Source organism: Halomonas nitroreducens (genome assembly GCF_003966155.1).
GTDB lineage: Bacteria > Pseudomonadota > Gammaproteobacteria > Pseudomonadales > Halomonadaceae > Halomonas > Halomonas nitroreducens.
Window position 1 is genome coordinate 235,364 of record NZ_RXNS01000001.1, and the last position, 14,611, is coordinate 249,974.

At 68.3% G+C, this 14,611-nt stretch carries 12 protein-coding genes; 5 read left to right on the plus strand and 7 right to left on the minus strand.

Translation table 11 applies throughout. The annotated features are described in order from the left end of the window. The first annotated feature begins 60 nt into the window (after positions 1–60). A complete protein-coding gene (gene nosP, locus EKG36_RS00955) occupies positions 61–1,158 on the plus strand; it encodes a nitric oxide-sensing protein NosP (RefSeq protein ID WP_126480441.1) in 1,098 nt (365 codons plus the stop codon). After that, the gene (locus EKG36_RS00960; RefSeq protein WP_221766022.1) at positions 1,139–3,709 is read left to right on the plus strand and encodes a hybrid sensor histidine kinase/response regulator; all 2,571 of its coding nucleotides are present in this window, start codon (positions 1,139–1,141) and stop codon (positions 3,707–3,709) included. The genes nosP and EKG36_RS00960 overlap by 20 nt, the downstream gene beginning before the upstream one ends. 34 nt (positions 3,710–3,743) lie before the next feature. On the opposite strand, the gene EKG36_RS00965 is transcribed toward EKG36_RS00960, so the two are convergent. Next, positions 3,744–4,403, minus strand: a complete 660-nt coding sequence (locus tag EKG36_RS00965; protein WP_126480443.1) for a response regulator — start codon at positions 4,401–4,403, stop codon at positions 3,744–3,746. Between the two features lie 355 nt (positions 4,404–4,758). Between EKG36_RS00965 and EKG36_RS00970 the strand changes: the two genes are divergently transcribed. The 3 genes from EKG36_RS00970 (at position 4,759) to adhP (ending at position 8,745) form a co-directional block, all read left to right on the plus strand. Beyond that, complete coding sequence (locus EKG36_RS00970; RefSeq protein ID WP_126480085.1) at positions 4,759–5,832, plus strand: sulfite oxidase; 1,074 nt, start codon at positions 4,759–4,761, stop codon at positions 5,830–5,832. 258 nt (positions 5,833–6,090) lie between these two features. After that, a complete protein-coding gene (gene exaC / locus EKG36_RS00975) occupies positions 6,091–7,611 on the plus strand; it encodes an acetaldehyde dehydrogenase ExaC (RefSeq protein ID WP_126480087.1) in 1,521 nt (506 codons plus the stop codon). A gap of 108 nt (positions 7,612–7,719) precedes the next feature. Continuing rightward, on the plus strand, positions 7,720–8,745 hold the full coding sequence (gene adhP / locus EKG36_RS00980; protein WP_126480089.1) for an alcohol dehydrogenase AdhP: 1,026 nt from the start codon (positions 7,720–7,722) through the stop codon (positions 8,743–8,745). Positions 8,746–8,819: 74 nt separating this feature from the next. Here the strand turns inward: adhP and EKG36_RS00985 are convergent, their stop codons facing one another. From EKG36_RS00985 to betT, 6 genes are all read right to left on the minus strand, one after another. After that, positions 8,820–9,059 (minus strand): hypothetical protein, encoded by a 240-nt coding sequence (locus tag EKG36_RS00985; RefSeq protein ID WP_126480091.1) that lies wholly within the window; start codon positions 9,057–9,059, stop codon positions 8,820–8,822. An 85-nt stretch (positions 9,060–9,144) separates the two neighbouring features. Beyond that, the gene (locus tag EKG36_RS00990) at positions 9,145–9,636 is read right to left on the minus strand and encodes a CreA family protein (RefSeq protein ID WP_126480093.1); all 492 of its coding nucleotides are present in this window, start codon (positions 9,634–9,636) and stop codon (positions 9,145–9,147) included. 14 nt (positions 9,637–9,650) lie between these two features. After that, positions 9,651–10,019 carry a DOPA 4,5-dioxygenase family protein gene (locus EKG36_RS00995; protein WP_126480095.1) on the minus strand — a complete coding sequence of 123 codons (369 nt, stop codon included), beginning with the start codon at positions 10,017–10,019 and terminating at the stop codon, positions 9,651–9,653. Positions 10,020–10,108: 89 nt separating this feature from the next. After that, positions 10,109–11,350, minus strand: a complete 1,242-nt coding sequence (locus tag EKG36_RS01000) for a cyclic di-GMP phosphodiesterase (protein ID WP_185827442.1) — start codon at positions 11,348–11,350, stop codon at positions 10,109–10,111. Between the two features lie 84 nt (positions 11,351–11,434). Continuing rightward, positions 11,435–12,373: a carbon-nitrogen hydrolase family protein gene (locus EKG36_RS01005; protein ID WP_126480099.1), complete on the minus strand. Its 939-nt coding sequence runs from the start codon at positions 12,371–12,373 to the stop codon at positions 11,435–11,437. A gap of 143 nt (positions 12,374–12,516) precedes the next feature. Then, complete coding sequence (betT, locus tag EKG36_RS01010) at positions 12,517–14,568, minus strand: choline BCCT transporter BetT (RefSeq protein ID WP_126480102.1); 2,052 nt, start codon at positions 14,566–14,568, stop codon at positions 12,517–12,519. Positions 14,569–14,611 lie beyond the last annotated feature (43 nt).

A 14,611-nucleotide genomic window follows, 5' to 3' on the forward strand; every position in this document is an offset into this window, starting at 1 on the left:
GACCACGCACCTGCGGAGCCCCCCGTGCTGGTCGCCCAGTCGCGGGCCCGGGAGCCCGACATGGCCGCCCAGGATCTGGCCCGCCGCCTGCTGCATCCCTGTCTCGGCGGGGTGCTGTTCTTCTGTTCCGCGGAGTATGATCTCGACGCCCTGGGCCGGGCCCTGGAGGAGCATTTCGGCGGCGTCTCGCTGTGTGGCTGCACCACCGCCGGCGAGATCGGCGAGGATGGGTATGGCCGTGGGGGCATCACCGCCATCGGCTTCGATCAACGCTACTTCGCCTTCGCCCATGCACTGATCGAGGATCTCGACGGTGTCTCGCTGCTCGACGCCCAGCGGCTGAGCGACCGGCTGCTTGACCGCTGCCGTCAGGCGGCGATCGCCCCCATCAAGGGCCATAGCTTCGCCCTGACCCTGCTCGATGGCCTCTCGGCCAGCGAGGAACAGGTGCTGGCGACCCTCAATGCCGCGCTCGGCAGCATTCCCCATTTCGGCGGCAGCGCCGGGGACGACAACCGCCTCGCCGGCACCCATGTCTACGGTGAGGGCCGCTTTCGTGGCGGGGCGGCGGTGGTGGTGATGGTTACCACCGTCCTCGACTTCGAGGTGTTCACCACTCACCACCTGCGCCCGCTGGACGACAAGCTGGTGGTGACCGCCGCCGACCGCGAGCAACGTCGCGTGATCGAGCTCAACGCCGAGCCTGCCGCCGAGGAGTATGCCCGGCTGGTGGGCTGTGCGGTGGCGGATCTCGACGAGGAGGTCTTCGCCCGCCATCCACTGGCCGTGCGGCTGCACGACCGGACCTATGTGCGCTCGATCCAGCGCGTCAACGACGACCTCAGCCTGAGCTTCTATTGCGCCGTGGAGAACGGCATCGTGCTCACGGCCATGGCCGCCGCGCCGCTGCTCGACGACCTGCAACGGGTGTTCGACGATATCGTCGCGCGGCAGGGGCCGCCGCAGCTGGTGATCGGCTGCGACTGCTTCCTGCGTCGCCTGGAGATCGACCTGGACGGCCTGAGCGACGCCGCCTCCCGGCTGCTGAGCCGCTATCGCGTGGTGGGGTTCAATACCTACGGAGAGCAATGCAATGGGCTGCACCTCAACCAGACCTTCACCGGAGTGGTCATCGGCCATGGCCGCCGCCGCACCTGACGCCGGCGTTCGCGAGCGGGCCCTGGAGCGCGAGGTCGCCAAGCTCAAGCGCATCAACGCGGCCCTGATCGAGCGCGTCGAGGCCAGCAACCTGCCACGCAGCGCCCCCTATGCGGCCTTCGAACATGCCGCGCTGCTCGCCGAGCAGGTCCGCGAGCGGACCCAGGAGCTCAACCAGGCGATGCACGAGCTGCGCGCCAGCAACCGCTTGCTGGTCGAGGCCCGGGAGCGGGCCGAGACCGCCGGCCAGCACCTGGTCGACGCCATCGAGAGCATCACCGATGCCTTCGTGCTGTTCGATGCCGACCAGCGCATCCAGCGCTTCAACAGCCGCTTCGCCGACTTCTGGCGCCCGGCGGGAATCCGCATCGCCAGCGGCATGCATATGCAGGAGCTGCGTCGCCAGGCGCTGGCATCGGGTCTGGTGCGCAGCGAGGAATCGGGACACGGCGACCGTCGCACCCTCTATCGCCTGCATGACGACCGCTGGGTCCAGGTGCACCAGCGGCCCACGCGGGGGGGAGGCCGGGTCATGCTTTTCGTCGACATCACCGCGCTCAAGCGCCAGGAGCATGCCCGCCGCGAGCATGCCCTGGCGCAGAAGAGTCGCCTCCAGCAGGTCACCCTCGACAGCCTGTCCCAGGGCGTGGCGGTGATCGGCGCCGCCGGCCAGCTGGAGATGTGCAACCAGCGTTTCCGGACCCTGACCGGGCTCGCTTCCCTCGCGGTGCCCCACGATCTGGCGGCCCTGGCCGGGCGCAGCGCCTTGATCGTTGCCGGCGATGCCCGGGGAGTGACCGCCCCCTGCGAGCGACAGCTGCCCGATGGCCGGGTGGTGGAGGTGCGCGGTCATGCCATGCCCGGCGGTGGCCAGGTGCTGACCTACACCGACGTCACCGAACGCATCCGCCATGCCGAGGTCCTGCGGGAACGCGAGCGCTGGATCCGCACCATCACCGACGAGGTGCCGGCGATGATCGCCTACCTCGATCGCGATCTGCGCTACGTGTTCACCAATCGCGTCTACGAGGAGTGGTACGGCTGGCCGCGGGATCTGCTGCTCGGCGGCGAGCTCACGGCCCTGCACAGCGCCGAGCATTGCGCGCGTCTGGCGCCCTACCTGGAGCGGGCGCTTGACGGGGAGAGCGTCTCCTTCGAGTTCCCCGAGCAGGGCGCCGGCGGCCAGGAACGGGTGCTGTTGCGGAGCTACGTGCCCCACGTCGGCGAGGACGGCGAGGTCCTCGGGCTTTTCGTGTTGATTCGCGACATCACCGAGCGGCGGCGTTCCGCGGAAGCCTTGCACCAGGCCTACCAGAACCTCGAGCAGCGGGTCCGCGAGCGCACCACCCAGCTCACCCGGGTGAATACCCAGCTGCGCGGGGAGATCGCCGAACGTGCCGCCGTCGAGCAGCGCCTGCGCGAGGCCAAGGCCGAGGCCGAGGCGGCCAATCTCTCGAAGACCAAGTTCCTGGCGGCGGTCAGTCACGACCTGCTGCAGCCGCTCAACGCCGCGCGCCTGTTCACCGGAGCCCTCGGCGAGCACGAGGTGCCGGTGGACGGACGGGAGCTGATCGAGCAGATCGGTCGCTCGTTGAAGGACGTCGAGACGCTGCTCGGCACCCTGGTCGATATCTCCAAGCTCGATGCCGGGGTCGTGACCCCGGACATCGCCGCTTTCCCGGTGGCCGAGCTCCTCGACGGCCTGGCCCGGGAGTACCGCCAGGTGGCCGCCAACGAGGGCCTGGCGCTGCACTATGTGCCGAGCGGCGCCGTGGTACGCAGCGATATCCAGCTGCTGTCCCGGGTGGTGCGCAACTTCCTGACCAACGCCATTCGCTATACGGCGTCGGGGCGTATCCTGCTTGGCTGCCGGCATCGTCCCGATGGCCTGGAGGTCCAGGTGGTCGACACGGGCATGGGCATCGAGGAGGCCGAGCTGGGGGCGATCTTCCAGGAGTTCCGCCGTTCCCAGGCCGTCGGCAAGCGCCAGGATCGTGGTCTGGGGCTGGGCCTGGCCATCGCCGACAAGATCGCCCGCATGCTCGATCATCCGCTGGGCGTGGCCTCGATTGCCGGACGCGGCTCGCGGTTCAGCATCCTGCTGCCCCACGGCCAGGCTGCCCCGCCCGGCTCCCTGGTGCCGGAGCCGCCGCCGGTTGGCCAGCTGGCCCTGCGGGATCGGCGCATCTGGGTAGTCGACAATGACACCGACATCTGCAAGGCGATGCGCCTGCTGCTCGGTCGCTGGGGATGTCGCGTCCGGGTCGCCGAGAGCGAAGCGGCCCTGGTCGCCCAGCTCGACCCCGCCACCGCCCCGGCGGATGTGCTGGTCGTCGACTACCACCTGGACGGGGGGGACACCGGCGTGGCGCTGGCCGAACGACTCAATGCCGGCCGCCGGGCTCCGCTGCCGGTGGTGGTGATCACCGCCAACCATAGCCGCGAGCTCAGGCGAGAACTGCGTGAGCGGGGCTACAGCTTGCTGCACAAGCCGGTGAAGCCGCTCAAGCTGCGCATGGTACTGGCGCAGTTGCTGGCCGGGACGGGATGAGCCATCGGCCACGACGACGCTATCAGGGGAGCGGTCAGCGCCCGAGGTAGGCGCTGAAGTCGATGTCGCCGGCCGAGAGGATTGCCTGCACCCGGTTGTGAACGCCGAGCTTGCGCAGGATCGCCGAGACATGGGCCTTGACCGTGGTCTCGGCGATGTTCAGGTGGTAGGCGATCATCTTGTTGGACTCGCCGCGGGTCATGCGCTCCAGCACCTGCAGCTGCTTGCGGGTCAGGGTCTCGAGCTGCCGTGGGCTGATCCCCGTCTCGGCGCCGCGGGCCGGCGCGGTGCCGGCGGCCCGCATGATGTCCGAGGGCAGGTAGATGTTGCCATCGAGAATCTGCGTGATCGCCTTGGTCATCTGCTCGCGGGGCGACGACTTGGTGATGAATCCCACCGCACCATAGGTCACGGCCTGCAGGATGACCTGCTTGTCCTCCTCGGCGGAGATGATCACCACCGGAATCGTCGGGGCCTCGTTGCGCAACCGCAGCAGTCCCCCCAGGCCATGCATGCCGGGCATGTTGAGGTCGAGCAGGATCAGGTCCAGGTCGTCGTGCTCGATGGTCATCGCCAGGGTCGACTCGAGATCCTGGGTCTCGAGCACCTCGGCGGCATCGAAACCGTCGCGGATGACCCGGCCGATGGCCTCGCGGAAGAGGGGGTGGTCGTCGGCGATCAGTAGCTTGTACATGGCTATGGCCTTGTCGTGGTCGTCAATCGGCGTCGCCATCGTGCCCATGCGGCGTCGTGCGGCGGCCTCGATCGGCCCTGTCCCGGGCGGCGGCCCTCCGCGGGGCGGGAGAATCCAGCGCCCCGCCCCATGATGACGCCAATCGGTGCAGGGAGAACTACGACTTCCGTCGGGGCGAGGCGCGGTACATGCCGAGCTGGCTGCCAGGCGTGCGCCTCCGGCACCCGCTGACCAGGAGGCAGCCGCCTGGCCCCTGCCATGGGGACGCAGGGCAGCGGCACGCTATACTCAAGGCAACCCACCTCGACCGTAGCCACGATCCCTGCGGCCGTACCTCGTCAGACGGGAGGGCGGCATGACCACGGACTTTACTCTCGAAGAACTGCAGTCGGCGACCCGCAATCACGGCATGCCCCTCGAGGCGCTCGCCTACACGACCACGCCTGTGGGCATGCACTACGTGCTCACCCACTTCGATACTCCTCGGGTCGACCCCGAGGCGTGGCGGCTCGAGGTCGACGGCCGTGTCGCACGCGCGCTTTGCCTGTCGCTGGAGGAGGTTCGCTCGCGTCCTCGGGTCAGCCAGCAGGTGACCCTGGAGTGCGCCGGCAACGGTCGGGCGCGCCTGACACCCCGCCCCCGCAGCCAGCCATGGCTCGACGAGGCCGTCGGCACCGGCGAATGGACCGGGACCCCGCTGGGGCCGCTGCTCCAGGAGGCCGGGCTGCTCGACGAGGCTCGGGAGGTGCTCTTCACTGGGCTCGATCGCGGCGAACAGGGCGAGATCGTCCAGTGGTACCAGCGCGCCCTTTCCGCCGCCGATAGCCTGCGCCCCGAGGTGCTGCTGGCCTACGAGATGAACGGGGTGCCCCTGCCACCCCAGCATGGCTTCCCGCTGCGGCTGATCGTGCCCGGCTGGTACGGCATGACCCAGGTGAAATGGCTGCACCGCATCACGGTGCTCGACCAGCCGTTCTGGGGCTACCAGCAGAACGTCTTCTACCGCATCGCCCGGGACGAGGATGACCCGGGGGTCCAGCTGACCCGCATGTATCCCCGCGCCCTGATGGTGCCGCCGGGCATACCGGTATTCGAGACCCGCGAGCGCCTGCTGTCCCTCGGCCACCAGCGGCTGCAGGGTCGGGCCTGGTCGGGCTGGGGCGGCATCATCCGTGTCGAGGTCAGCACGGATGCAGGCCAGCATTGGCAGCTGGCCGCGCTCGAGCCACCGGCGGCGCCCCATGCCTGGCAGGCGTGGTCGCTGGACTGGGAGGCCGGCGAGGGCCGCCACGAGCTGCTTTGTCGGGCCACGGACGCGGCCGGCAACGCGCAGCCGCTGGAGCCCCAGTGGAACCTCAAGGGGGTCGCCAACAATGCGGTCCAGCGCCTGGTGGTCCAGGTCCGCCGCGACCTCGACTCCTCCTCCTGAGCCATCCCCTCGTCCCCCGGGGCGGGGCCTTCCCCGCCCCGCGCCTCCTGGCACTTCCCGCTCGGCCTCGCGCCGGCGTTCCTGCGGGGCCGCCGGGTGGGGCCCGGGAACTACGACCAACGACCCCCATCCGTTGCCTCCAAGGCAGGATGGGCGAACGCGCAGAATTCACTACCCTCTAATACATGCGTCCCGCCCGGCCCGCCCTCGTGGGCCGGGCGGGGCTCCCAGAGATCCCGACAGGCAGGAGTATGCACCATGATCTACGCCAACCCCGGTAGCCCCGATTCCCCGGTGTCCTTCGCGCCCCGTTACGGCAACTACATCGGCGGGGAATTCGTCGCGCCGGTCAAGGGGCAGTACTTCGACAACGTCAGCCCGGTCAACGGCGAGGTGTTCTGCGAGATTCCCCGCTCCACCGCGGAGGACATCGACAAGGCGCTGGACGCCGCCCATGCGGCCGCGGCGGCCTGGGGCCGGACCTCGGCCACCGAGCGGGCCAACCTGCTGCTCAAGGTCGCCGACCGCATCGAGGCCAACCTGGAGATGCTCGCCGTCGCCGAGACCTGGGACAACGGCAAGGCGGTACGCGAGACCCTGAACGCCGATATCCCCCTGGCCGTGGATCACTTCCGCTACTTCGCCGGCTGCATCCGTGCCCAGGAGGGCACCGCGGCGGACATCGACGCCAATACCGTGTCCTATCACTTCCACGAGCCGCTGGGCGTGGTGGGCCAGATCATTCCGTGGAACTTCCCCATCCTGATGGCCGTCTGGAAGCTTGCCCCGGCACTGGCGGCTGGCAACTGCGTGGTACTCAAGCCCGCCGAGCAGACCCCGGTGTCGATCCTCAAGGTCATGGAACTGGTCGGCGATCTGCTGCCGCCCGGCGTGGTCAATGTGGTCAACGGCTACGGCGCGGAGGCCGGCCAGGCCCTCGCTACCAGCACGCGGATCGCCAAGATCGCCTTCACCGGCTCGACCCCGGTGGGCTCACACATCCTCAAGTGCGCCGCCGACAACATCATTCCCTCCACCGTGGAACTGGGCGGCAAGTCGCCGAACATCTACTTCGCCGACATCATGGACGCCGAGCCGGAGTTCATCGACAAGGCCGCCGAGGGCCTGGTACTGGCCTTCTTCAACCAGGGCGAGGTGTGCACCTGCCCGAGCCGAGCGTTGATCCAGGAAGACATCTTTGATCCCTTCATGGCCAAGGTCATGGAAAAGGTGACGACCATCACGCGCGGCAATCCGCTGGACACCGATGTCCAGGTCGGCGCCCAGGCCTCCCGGGAACAGTTCGACAAGATCATGTCCTACATGGACGTCGCCCGGGAGGAGGGCGCCGAGTTCCTCACCGGTGGCGACAAGGAGAGCTTCGACCCCGCCTATGACAAGGGCTTCTATATCCAGCCCACGCTTCTCAAGGGCCACAACAAGATGCGCGTCTTCCAGGAGGAGATCTTCGGCCCGGTGGTGGCGGTGACCACCTTCAAGGACGAGGCCGAGGCGCTGGCCATCGCCAACGACACCGAGTTTGGCCTCGGCGCCGGGGTATGGAGCCGCGACATGAACGTGGCCTTCCGCATGGGACGCGGTATCCAGGCCGGCCGGGTCTGGACCAACTGCTACCACCAGTATCCGGCGCATGCCGCCTTCGGGGGCTACAAGAAGTCCGGCGTGGGCCGCGAGACCCACAAGGTGGCTCTCGAGCACTACCAGCAGACCAAGAACCTGCTGGTCAGCTATGACACCAATCCCCTCGGCTTCTTCTGAAGCCTTTCCCCGGGCACGCGCCCGGGGCATGTCCCCTGACGAGTCGATGCCCGGTATCGCCACAGGCGATGCCGGTGCCTGCCAACGCAACGGTTAGGAGCAGCAACGATGGACAAGACGATGCAAGCCGCCGTGGTGCGGTCCTTCGGTGAACCGCTGAGCCTGGAAGAGGTCGAGGTGCCCCGCCCGGGGCGTGGCGAGATACTGGTGAAGGTAGCCGCTTCCGGGGTCTGCCATACCGATCTTCACGCGGCCCATGGCGACTGGCCAATCAAGCCCGAGCCGCCCTTCATCCCCGGACACGAGGGCGTCGGCCATGTCGCCGCCGTGGGCGAGGGGGTGACCCATCTCAAGGAGGGCGACCGGGTTGGGGTGCCCTGGCTGTATTCCGCCTGCGGCCACTGCGAGCACTGCCTGGGGGGCTGGGAAACCCTGTGCGAGTCCCAGCAGAACACCGGCTACTCGGTGAACGGCGGCTTCGCCGGCTACACCCTGGCCGATGCCGGCTACGTGGGCCGCCTGCCGGGCAAGGTCGACTTCCTGGAGATCGCGCCGGTACTCTGCGCCGGAGTCACCGTTTACAAGGGGCTCAAGATGACCGACACCCGCCCCGGCCAGTGGGTGGTGATCTCCGGCATCGGCGGGCTCGGCCACATGGCGGTGCAGTACGCCCGCGCCATGGGGCTCAACGTCGCCGCGGTGGACATCGACGACGCCAAGTTGGCCCTGGCCGAGCGGCTTGGGGCCACGGTCACCGTCAATGCCATGACCACCGACCCGGCCGCCTATCTCAAGCGCGAGATCGGTGGCGCTCACGGCGTGCTGGTCACCGCGGTCTCACCCAAGGCCTTCGAGCAGGCCCAGGGGATGGTGCGTCGCGGCGGCACCATTTCGCTCAACGGCCTGCCGCCGGGCGACTTCCCGCTGCCGATCTTCGACACCGTGCTCAACGGCATCACCGTGCGCGGCTCCATCGTCGGCAGTCGCCTGGACTTGCAGGAGGCGCTCGACTTCGCCGGCGAGGGCAAGGTCAAGGCCACGGTATCGAGCGACCGACTGGAAAACATCAACGATGTCCTTCAGCGCATGATCGATGGCAAGATCGAGGGGCGCGTGGTGCTCGACATGCGCTGATCGAGGCCGGCCAGCACGTCACCGGGGATGGCAGTTGCCATCCCCTTTTGCATATGGCGGAGCCGGTGGGGGCCTCAGGGACGCATTACCATCTTGGCCTCGGTGAGCCGCTTGACCACGCTCTTGAAGCTGTTCTTGAGGACCAGCATCTCGCCATTGGCCAGGGTGACCACGGCCACTGGCTCGTGGCGGGGTTCGTTCTCCGCCTCGATCTCGGGGCGGATCTGGGCGATCTGGTCGAGATGCAGCAGCAGGACGAACTCCTCCTCGTTGGAGGGGTAGTCGCTGACGACCTCGATGAAGCGGTGACTCATGGGCATCTCGCTCGACAAGCGGTATGTGATCATCAGTGTAGTCTAGGCACCGCCGGGGCCCTGGCGACGCCCTTCGTTGCAGGGGCTACGGCGATCCCGGTTTCTGCCAGGCCAGGGTGCCCCACAGCGGCACGCTACTCAGCGCGTGCTTGAAGCTGCCGCTGGTCTCCTTGGTGCTGTAAGCCAGGTACAGCAGGGTCTGGCTCTCGGCATCATAGATCCGCCGCAGCTTGAGGCTCTTGAACAGGACGCTCTGGGAGCGCCGGTAGAGCAGCTCGCCGTCTGCCGAGGTGTCGATGTCGGCGAGCATCTCGGCGGTGATGGGGCCGGTCTGGCGACAGGCGAGGCTGGTGTCGGAAGGGTCGGCCAGGTCCAGGTCGGCGTCGATGTTGCTGAGATGGCAGGTCACCCCGGGGACCTTGGGGTCACTGAGGCTCTCGATCTTGATGTCCTTGGTGGTGAACAGGCCCAGGGAGACGTCGCCGACCTCGTTGCCGCCGTCGCAGCCGGCGAGCAGCAAGGCGGCAAGGGGCAGGGCCAGTCGGCGTACAGGGCCGGTGGGTAAGGGGAAGCGCATGGGCGATAGCTTGGTCAGTGGTCGTCGCTGAAGAGGCTCAGGTCGAGCGGATGGCTGTGTCCCAGCCACATCACCCCCTGGGTATGGTCGAAGCGGTCGTCGCCGGTACCGACGTGGACGAAGACATCCAGCGAGCCGCGGTTGAGGGCCAGCCAGGGCACGACCTCGCCGAACAGCTCGGTGGCAAAGGTGAGCTGGCAGCTCCACAGGGGGTGGGGACCCACCGGTTGCTCGTGGAAGCGCCCCACCCGGATCGCGAAGCGCTCGGCGGCGGCCTCGGCCACGCGACGGGCCTCGGCCAGCCCCGCCGCATCCTCGTAGTAGAGGTGGGCGTGGTAGTAGGTGATGCGCCGCGGGTCGGTGAGGGGCGGGGTGTCACTCATGGCCGTCTCCTGACAGGGGGCATCAGGGTAACCGCTGCAGGGCGACAACGCGAGGCGGTGTCCCCAGACATGGGCCCGGGCGAGAGGCGTCAGCCATCGGGCATCGGCAGGGTGTCCAGCTGAACCCCGTAGGCGCCCGGGGGGAGCGCCTTGTCCACCGACAGCCGGAACCCGCCGAGGGCCGGCTCGGCGAGGTCGACCCGCTTCCCGGGGATGGCCGCCTTGCGTTCGTCGAGCTTGACCAGTACCTGCGGACGCAGCGGCTGGTCGGGCACCTGCGCGACCACGATGCCGACCATGCCGTTGTTGAGTTCGACCAGGGTGCCGAGGGGGTAGAGCCCGATCCAGTCGATGAAGCGGTCGACCAGCCGCCCATCGAAGAGGTGTCGACGGCCCTGGTGGAGGATGCCCAGCGCCTCGGTCGCCGGCCGAGCCGGGCTGTAGACGCGGTCGCTGGTGATGGCGTCGTAGGTATCGACGATGGCGAGGATTCGCGCGGCCTCACCGATGCCTCGAGCCGGCTTGCCGCGGGGGTATCCACTGCCGTCGAGGCGCTCGTGGTAGTCCCGGCAGGCGATCTTGACCGCCGTGGGGAGGTGCGGGTCATGCTCGAGCATGGCGTAGCCCCGCAGCACGTGGCTCTGGACGTGGGCGAACTCCTCCTCGGTGAGCGGGCCGGGCTTGTCCAATATCGCCTGGTCGAGGCGCATCTTGCCCACGTCGTGCAACAGCCCGGCGAGCCCCAGTGCCTCGAGCCGTGAGCGCTCGTGGCCCAGGTGCTGGCCGAAGGCGATGGCAAGGATGGCGACGTTGAGGCCGTGCTCCATCCGATAGGCACCCCGGTGCTTGAGGCGCGTCAGCCAGACCAGGGTATCGGGGACCACCTCCAGCGAGGCGATGAGTCGGCCGATTTCCCGCTGCAGCGTGGGCAGGCGGCGATACCAGTCATGCTCGTCGCGCATCAGGCGCTGCAGCGTGCGCTGGGTCTTGGTATACAGCTGCTCGGCGTGATGCATCTCGCGGGGGTCGCTGGACGTGACTGCCGGGCTGCGTCGCTCCTCGGCGGGCATGGGCGCGATCTCGCTGAGGTCCGGAGGGGTCTGCAGCGCCGACAGGATCGCCTGCACCTGCGGTTGGGAGCGCTGCGGGTCGACGTACACCGAGCGGCAGTAGCTGCGCAGTCGACGCAGGTCTGAACGGCCCCGTTTCAACAGGTGTGGCGGGACCATCCAGGGCCGATCGAGGGCGGCGATGTACATGCCGTTCTCGAGCAGGCTGACCGGTACTTCGACCAGGCGCGTACCACCCGGCGGTTCGGGGTCCTGTTGCATGACGCTATCTCCGGCTGTCATGGCCTGGGTACTGGGTACAGTTATAGACCATCCGCCGGGTGGCGGCGTGGCCGCCGGGCCCGGTCAGTCATTGAAGTGAGCCGGCACGCGGGGATGCCGGTCCACGCTCAACGAGAAGAGGTCGGGTCGGCCGTAGTGGCCGCCCACGTCCAGGGTGCGTCGCGCCCGTCGTGCCGCCGCGGCATCGATGTCGGCATAGAGGATGCCCGTCTGCCGGTGCAGTGGGCCGGCGACCACCTCCCCGCCAGGGGCGACCACGGTGGCGTCTCCTGGATTGATCCACTCGTCCGGCGAGAACAGCCGGTCGCGCTCGGGAAAGGTCTCGGGAATGTCGCTCCCCTGCATGGCGGTCGCCGTGGCGATGACCCAGCAGCCGCCCTCCCGGGCGATATGCCGCAGGCTGGCCAGGCGCGTCTCGCCGGCGTCCCAGGTCGGGTTGATGAACAGCTCCATCCCCTGGGCATAGAGCGCGAAACGGGCCAGCGGCATGTAGCATTCCCAGCAGATCAGGGTGCCGAGGCGCCCGGCGGGGGTCTCCACGACCCTCAGTCCGCTGGCGTCGCCCTGGCCCCAGACCATGCGCTCCGGGTTGGTTGGCATGAGTTTGCGATGACGGTTGAGCAGGGTGCCGTCGGGTCCGATCACCACCACGCTGTTGTACAGGGTGGTGCCACTGTAGCGGCCGTCCCGCTCATGCAGGCCGATCACCAGCGTCACGGCGTTACGCGCCGCGGCCTCCCGAAGGGGACGCAGATGATCCTGCTCAAGGTCGATGGCGTTGTCCCACAGGCGGGCATGGATCTCGCCGGACAGGGCCATGTCGCCCCCCGGCCGCAGGCGCCAGATCCAGGTGGGGTAGCCGGGCAGGTAGGCCTCGGGAAAGACCAGCAGGCCGGCTCCCGAGGCGGCGGCCTCATCGGTCAGGGCGATGGCCTCCTCCAGGCTGGCGTCACGGTCGAGCAGGCACGGAGGGGCTTGAATGACGGCGACGCGGGTGTGCATGGCTGATCCCTTCCAAGAGGCCGGCGGCCGCCGGCTCCCTTCACTATGGGTCAGATCCATCGCTATGTCGCTGCTCCCTTATGGCGCACACGAAAGCGGCGACCCCGTGGGGTCGCCGCTCGCGTTCAGGCGTTGGGCGCGTTTCAGGCCGGACTGAGGTCCTGGGGCGGCTCGCCCACCGACCCCGGCATCGCCTGGACATTGGCGCCGCCCTCGCCGGCCAGGGCCAGGAAGTGCAGGTGGCGCTCGTACTCGGAGAGCACGTCGCCGAGCACCTGCCCCCGGGTGTAGCCGTTGAGGTCCTTGTCCGCGCCCCCTTCGGTCAGGTAGACGTCGAGGCGCACATAGTAGTCGTCATCCGCCGGCAGGAAGCTCGGGGTACGCAGGCGGTGGGCACGGACCTGGTAGACGAAGCCGTGGGCGTCGTCGAAGTCTGCCTGCAGGGTGAGCTGCGGCAGCGGCTCGCCCTCGACCGCCTCCTCGGTCACCGTGGCCGGCTGGCCGCGACTCTCGAGCTCCTCGGCGAACTGGCGCAGGGCCGGTTGGATGGCGTGCTCCACGGTGGCGGCGGCGCCGGCCCGGGTCGACGTGTCCAGCGCCCGGTCGAGGCGCTCACGCCAGTCGCCGCCCGGCGCGGTGCCGCTGACCTGGCGGCGGGCGTCGGCCTTCTTGCTTTCCAGCTTCAGCGCCCGGGTCATGCCCGCCATGATCGCGAAGATCACCAGCGAGAAGGGCAGGGCGGTGATCACCACGGCGCTTTGCAGCGCCGACAGGCCGCCGGCCATCAGCAGGGCCACGGTGACCAGGCCGATGGCCATGGACCAGAAGATGCGCAGGCGGATCGGCGCGTCGTGGTTCACGTCCGACAGGATCGAGGTGAAGTTCGCCAGCACCAGGGCGCCGGAGTCGGCGGAGGTGACGAAGAACACGATGCCCAGGATGGTGACCACCGAGGCGGTGATGCCGATGTAGGGGTACTGCTCGAGGAAGGTGTAGATGGTGGTCTGGGGCGCGTTGAGGGCCTGCTCGCCCAGCTCGGCGAGCCCCTGGTTGGCGACCATCTCGATGCCGCTGTTACCGAAGATCGACATCCAGGCCATCATGAAGCCCAGCGGGATCAGCAGGGCGCCGATGACGAATTCGCGAATGGTCCGGCCGCGGGAGATACGTGCCAGGAACAGGCCGACAAAGGGCGTCCAGGCGATCCACCAGCCCCAGAAGAAGATGGTCCACCAGCCCTTCCACTGCTGGGCATCCGCCCCGGCGAAGGCATAGGTGTCGAAGCTCGAGCCGACGAAGTTGCTGAAGTAGTCCCCGGCGTTGAGCACCAGGGCATCGAGCAGGTGCAGGGTATCCCCCTGGAAGAGCACGAACAGCAGCAGGGCGGCGGCCAGCCCCATGTTGAACTCGGACAGCCGGCGGATGCCCTTCTCGACGCCGGTGACCACCGAGATGGTCGCCAGTATCACCACCAGCACGATCAGCACCACCTGAGTGGCGAGGCTCTCGGGGACGCCGAACATGAAGGTCAGGCCGTAGTTCAGCTGCATCACGCCGATGCCGAGGCTGGTGGCGATGCCGAACACGGTGGAGATCACCGCGGTGATGTCCACGGCGTTGCCGATGGGGCCGTTGATGCGCTTGCCGAGCAGCGGGAAGAGGGCGCTGCGGATGGCCAGCGGCAGGCGATGGCGATAGCTGAAATAGGCCAACGCCATGCCCATCAGCACGTACATGCCCCAGCCGGAGAGCCCCCAGTGGAGGAAGGTCTGGGGCACGGCGGCGCGCATGGCCGCGGCACTCTCCGGAGCCATGTCCGGTGGCGTCAGGTAGTGGGACAGCGGTTCGGCCACGCAGAAGAACAGCAGGTCGATGCCGATGCCGGCGGCGAACAGCATCGAGGCCCAGGACACCAGCGAGAACTCGGGGCGCGAGTGGTCGGGGCCGAGGCGGATCGAGCCGACCCGTGAGCAGCCGATTACCACCACGAAGGCGAGATAGATCACGGCGGCCAGCATGTAGTACCAACCGAAGGTGTCATTCACCCAGGCCAGGCCGGCGTCGAAGAAGGCGCCGGCCTCCTGGGTGAACGTCATGGTCAGGACCAGGAACACCACGATGCCCGCCACGCTGCCGTGGAAGACCGTGCGGTTGATCCGATCCCGTCGTTCGGGAAGGGCGGTGTTATCCGTCATTCGGTGAGACTCCTGTCGTTGGGGCGACTCTTTTTTTAAATGA

What these genes read in the sequence shown, in the direction of transcription:
- EKG36_RS00970 (WP_126480085.1), top strand. Translation starts at nt 4,759, where the DNA reads ATGACCACGGACTTTACTCTCGAAGAACTGCAGTCGGCGACCCGCAAT.
- exaC (WP_126480087.1), top strand. Translation starts at nt 6,091, where the DNA reads ATGATCTACGCCAACCCCGGTAGCCCCGATTCCCCGGTGTCCTTCGCG.
- EKG36_RS00995 (WP_126480095.1), bottom strand. Translation starts at nt 10,019, where the DNA reads ATGAGTGACACCCCGCCCCTCACCGACCCGCGGCGCATCACCTACTAC.
- EKG36_RS00965 (WP_126480443.1), bottom strand. Translation starts at nt 4,403, where the DNA reads ATGTACAAGCTACTGATCGCCGACGACCACCCCCTCTTCCGCGAGGCC.
- nosP (WP_126480441.1), top strand. Translation starts at nt 61, where the DNA reads ATGGCCGCCCAGGATCTGGCCCGCCGCCTGCTGCATCCCTGTCTCGGC.
- EKG36_RS01005 (WP_126480099.1), bottom strand. Translation starts at nt 12,373, where the DNA reads ATGCACACCCGCGTCGCCGTCATTCAAGCCCCTCCGTGCCTGCTCGAC.
- EKG36_RS00985 (WP_126480091.1), bottom strand. Translation starts at nt 9,059, where the DNA reads ATGAGTCACCGCTTCATCGAGGTCGTCAGCGACTACCCCTCCAACGAG.
- EKG36_RS00990 (WP_126480093.1), bottom strand. Translation starts at nt 9,636, where the DNA reads ATGCGCTTCCCCTTACCCACCGGCCCTGTACGCCGACTGGCCCTGCCC.
- betT (WP_126480102.1), bottom strand. Translation starts at nt 14,568, where the DNA reads ATGACGGATAACACCGCCCTTCCCGAACGACGGGATCGGATCAACCGC.
- EKG36_RS01000 (WP_185827442.1), bottom strand. Translation starts at nt 11,350, where the DNA reads ATGCAACAGGACCCCGAACCGCCGGGTGGTACGCGCCTGGTCGAAGTA.
- adhP (WP_126480089.1), top strand. Translation starts at nt 7,720, where the DNA reads ATGGACAAGACGATGCAAGCCGCCGTGGTGCGGTCCTTCGGTGAACCG.
- EKG36_RS00960 (WP_221766022.1), top strand. Translation starts at nt 1,139, where the DNA reads ATGGCCGCCGCCGCACCTGACGCCGGCGTTCGCGAGCGGGCCCTGGAG.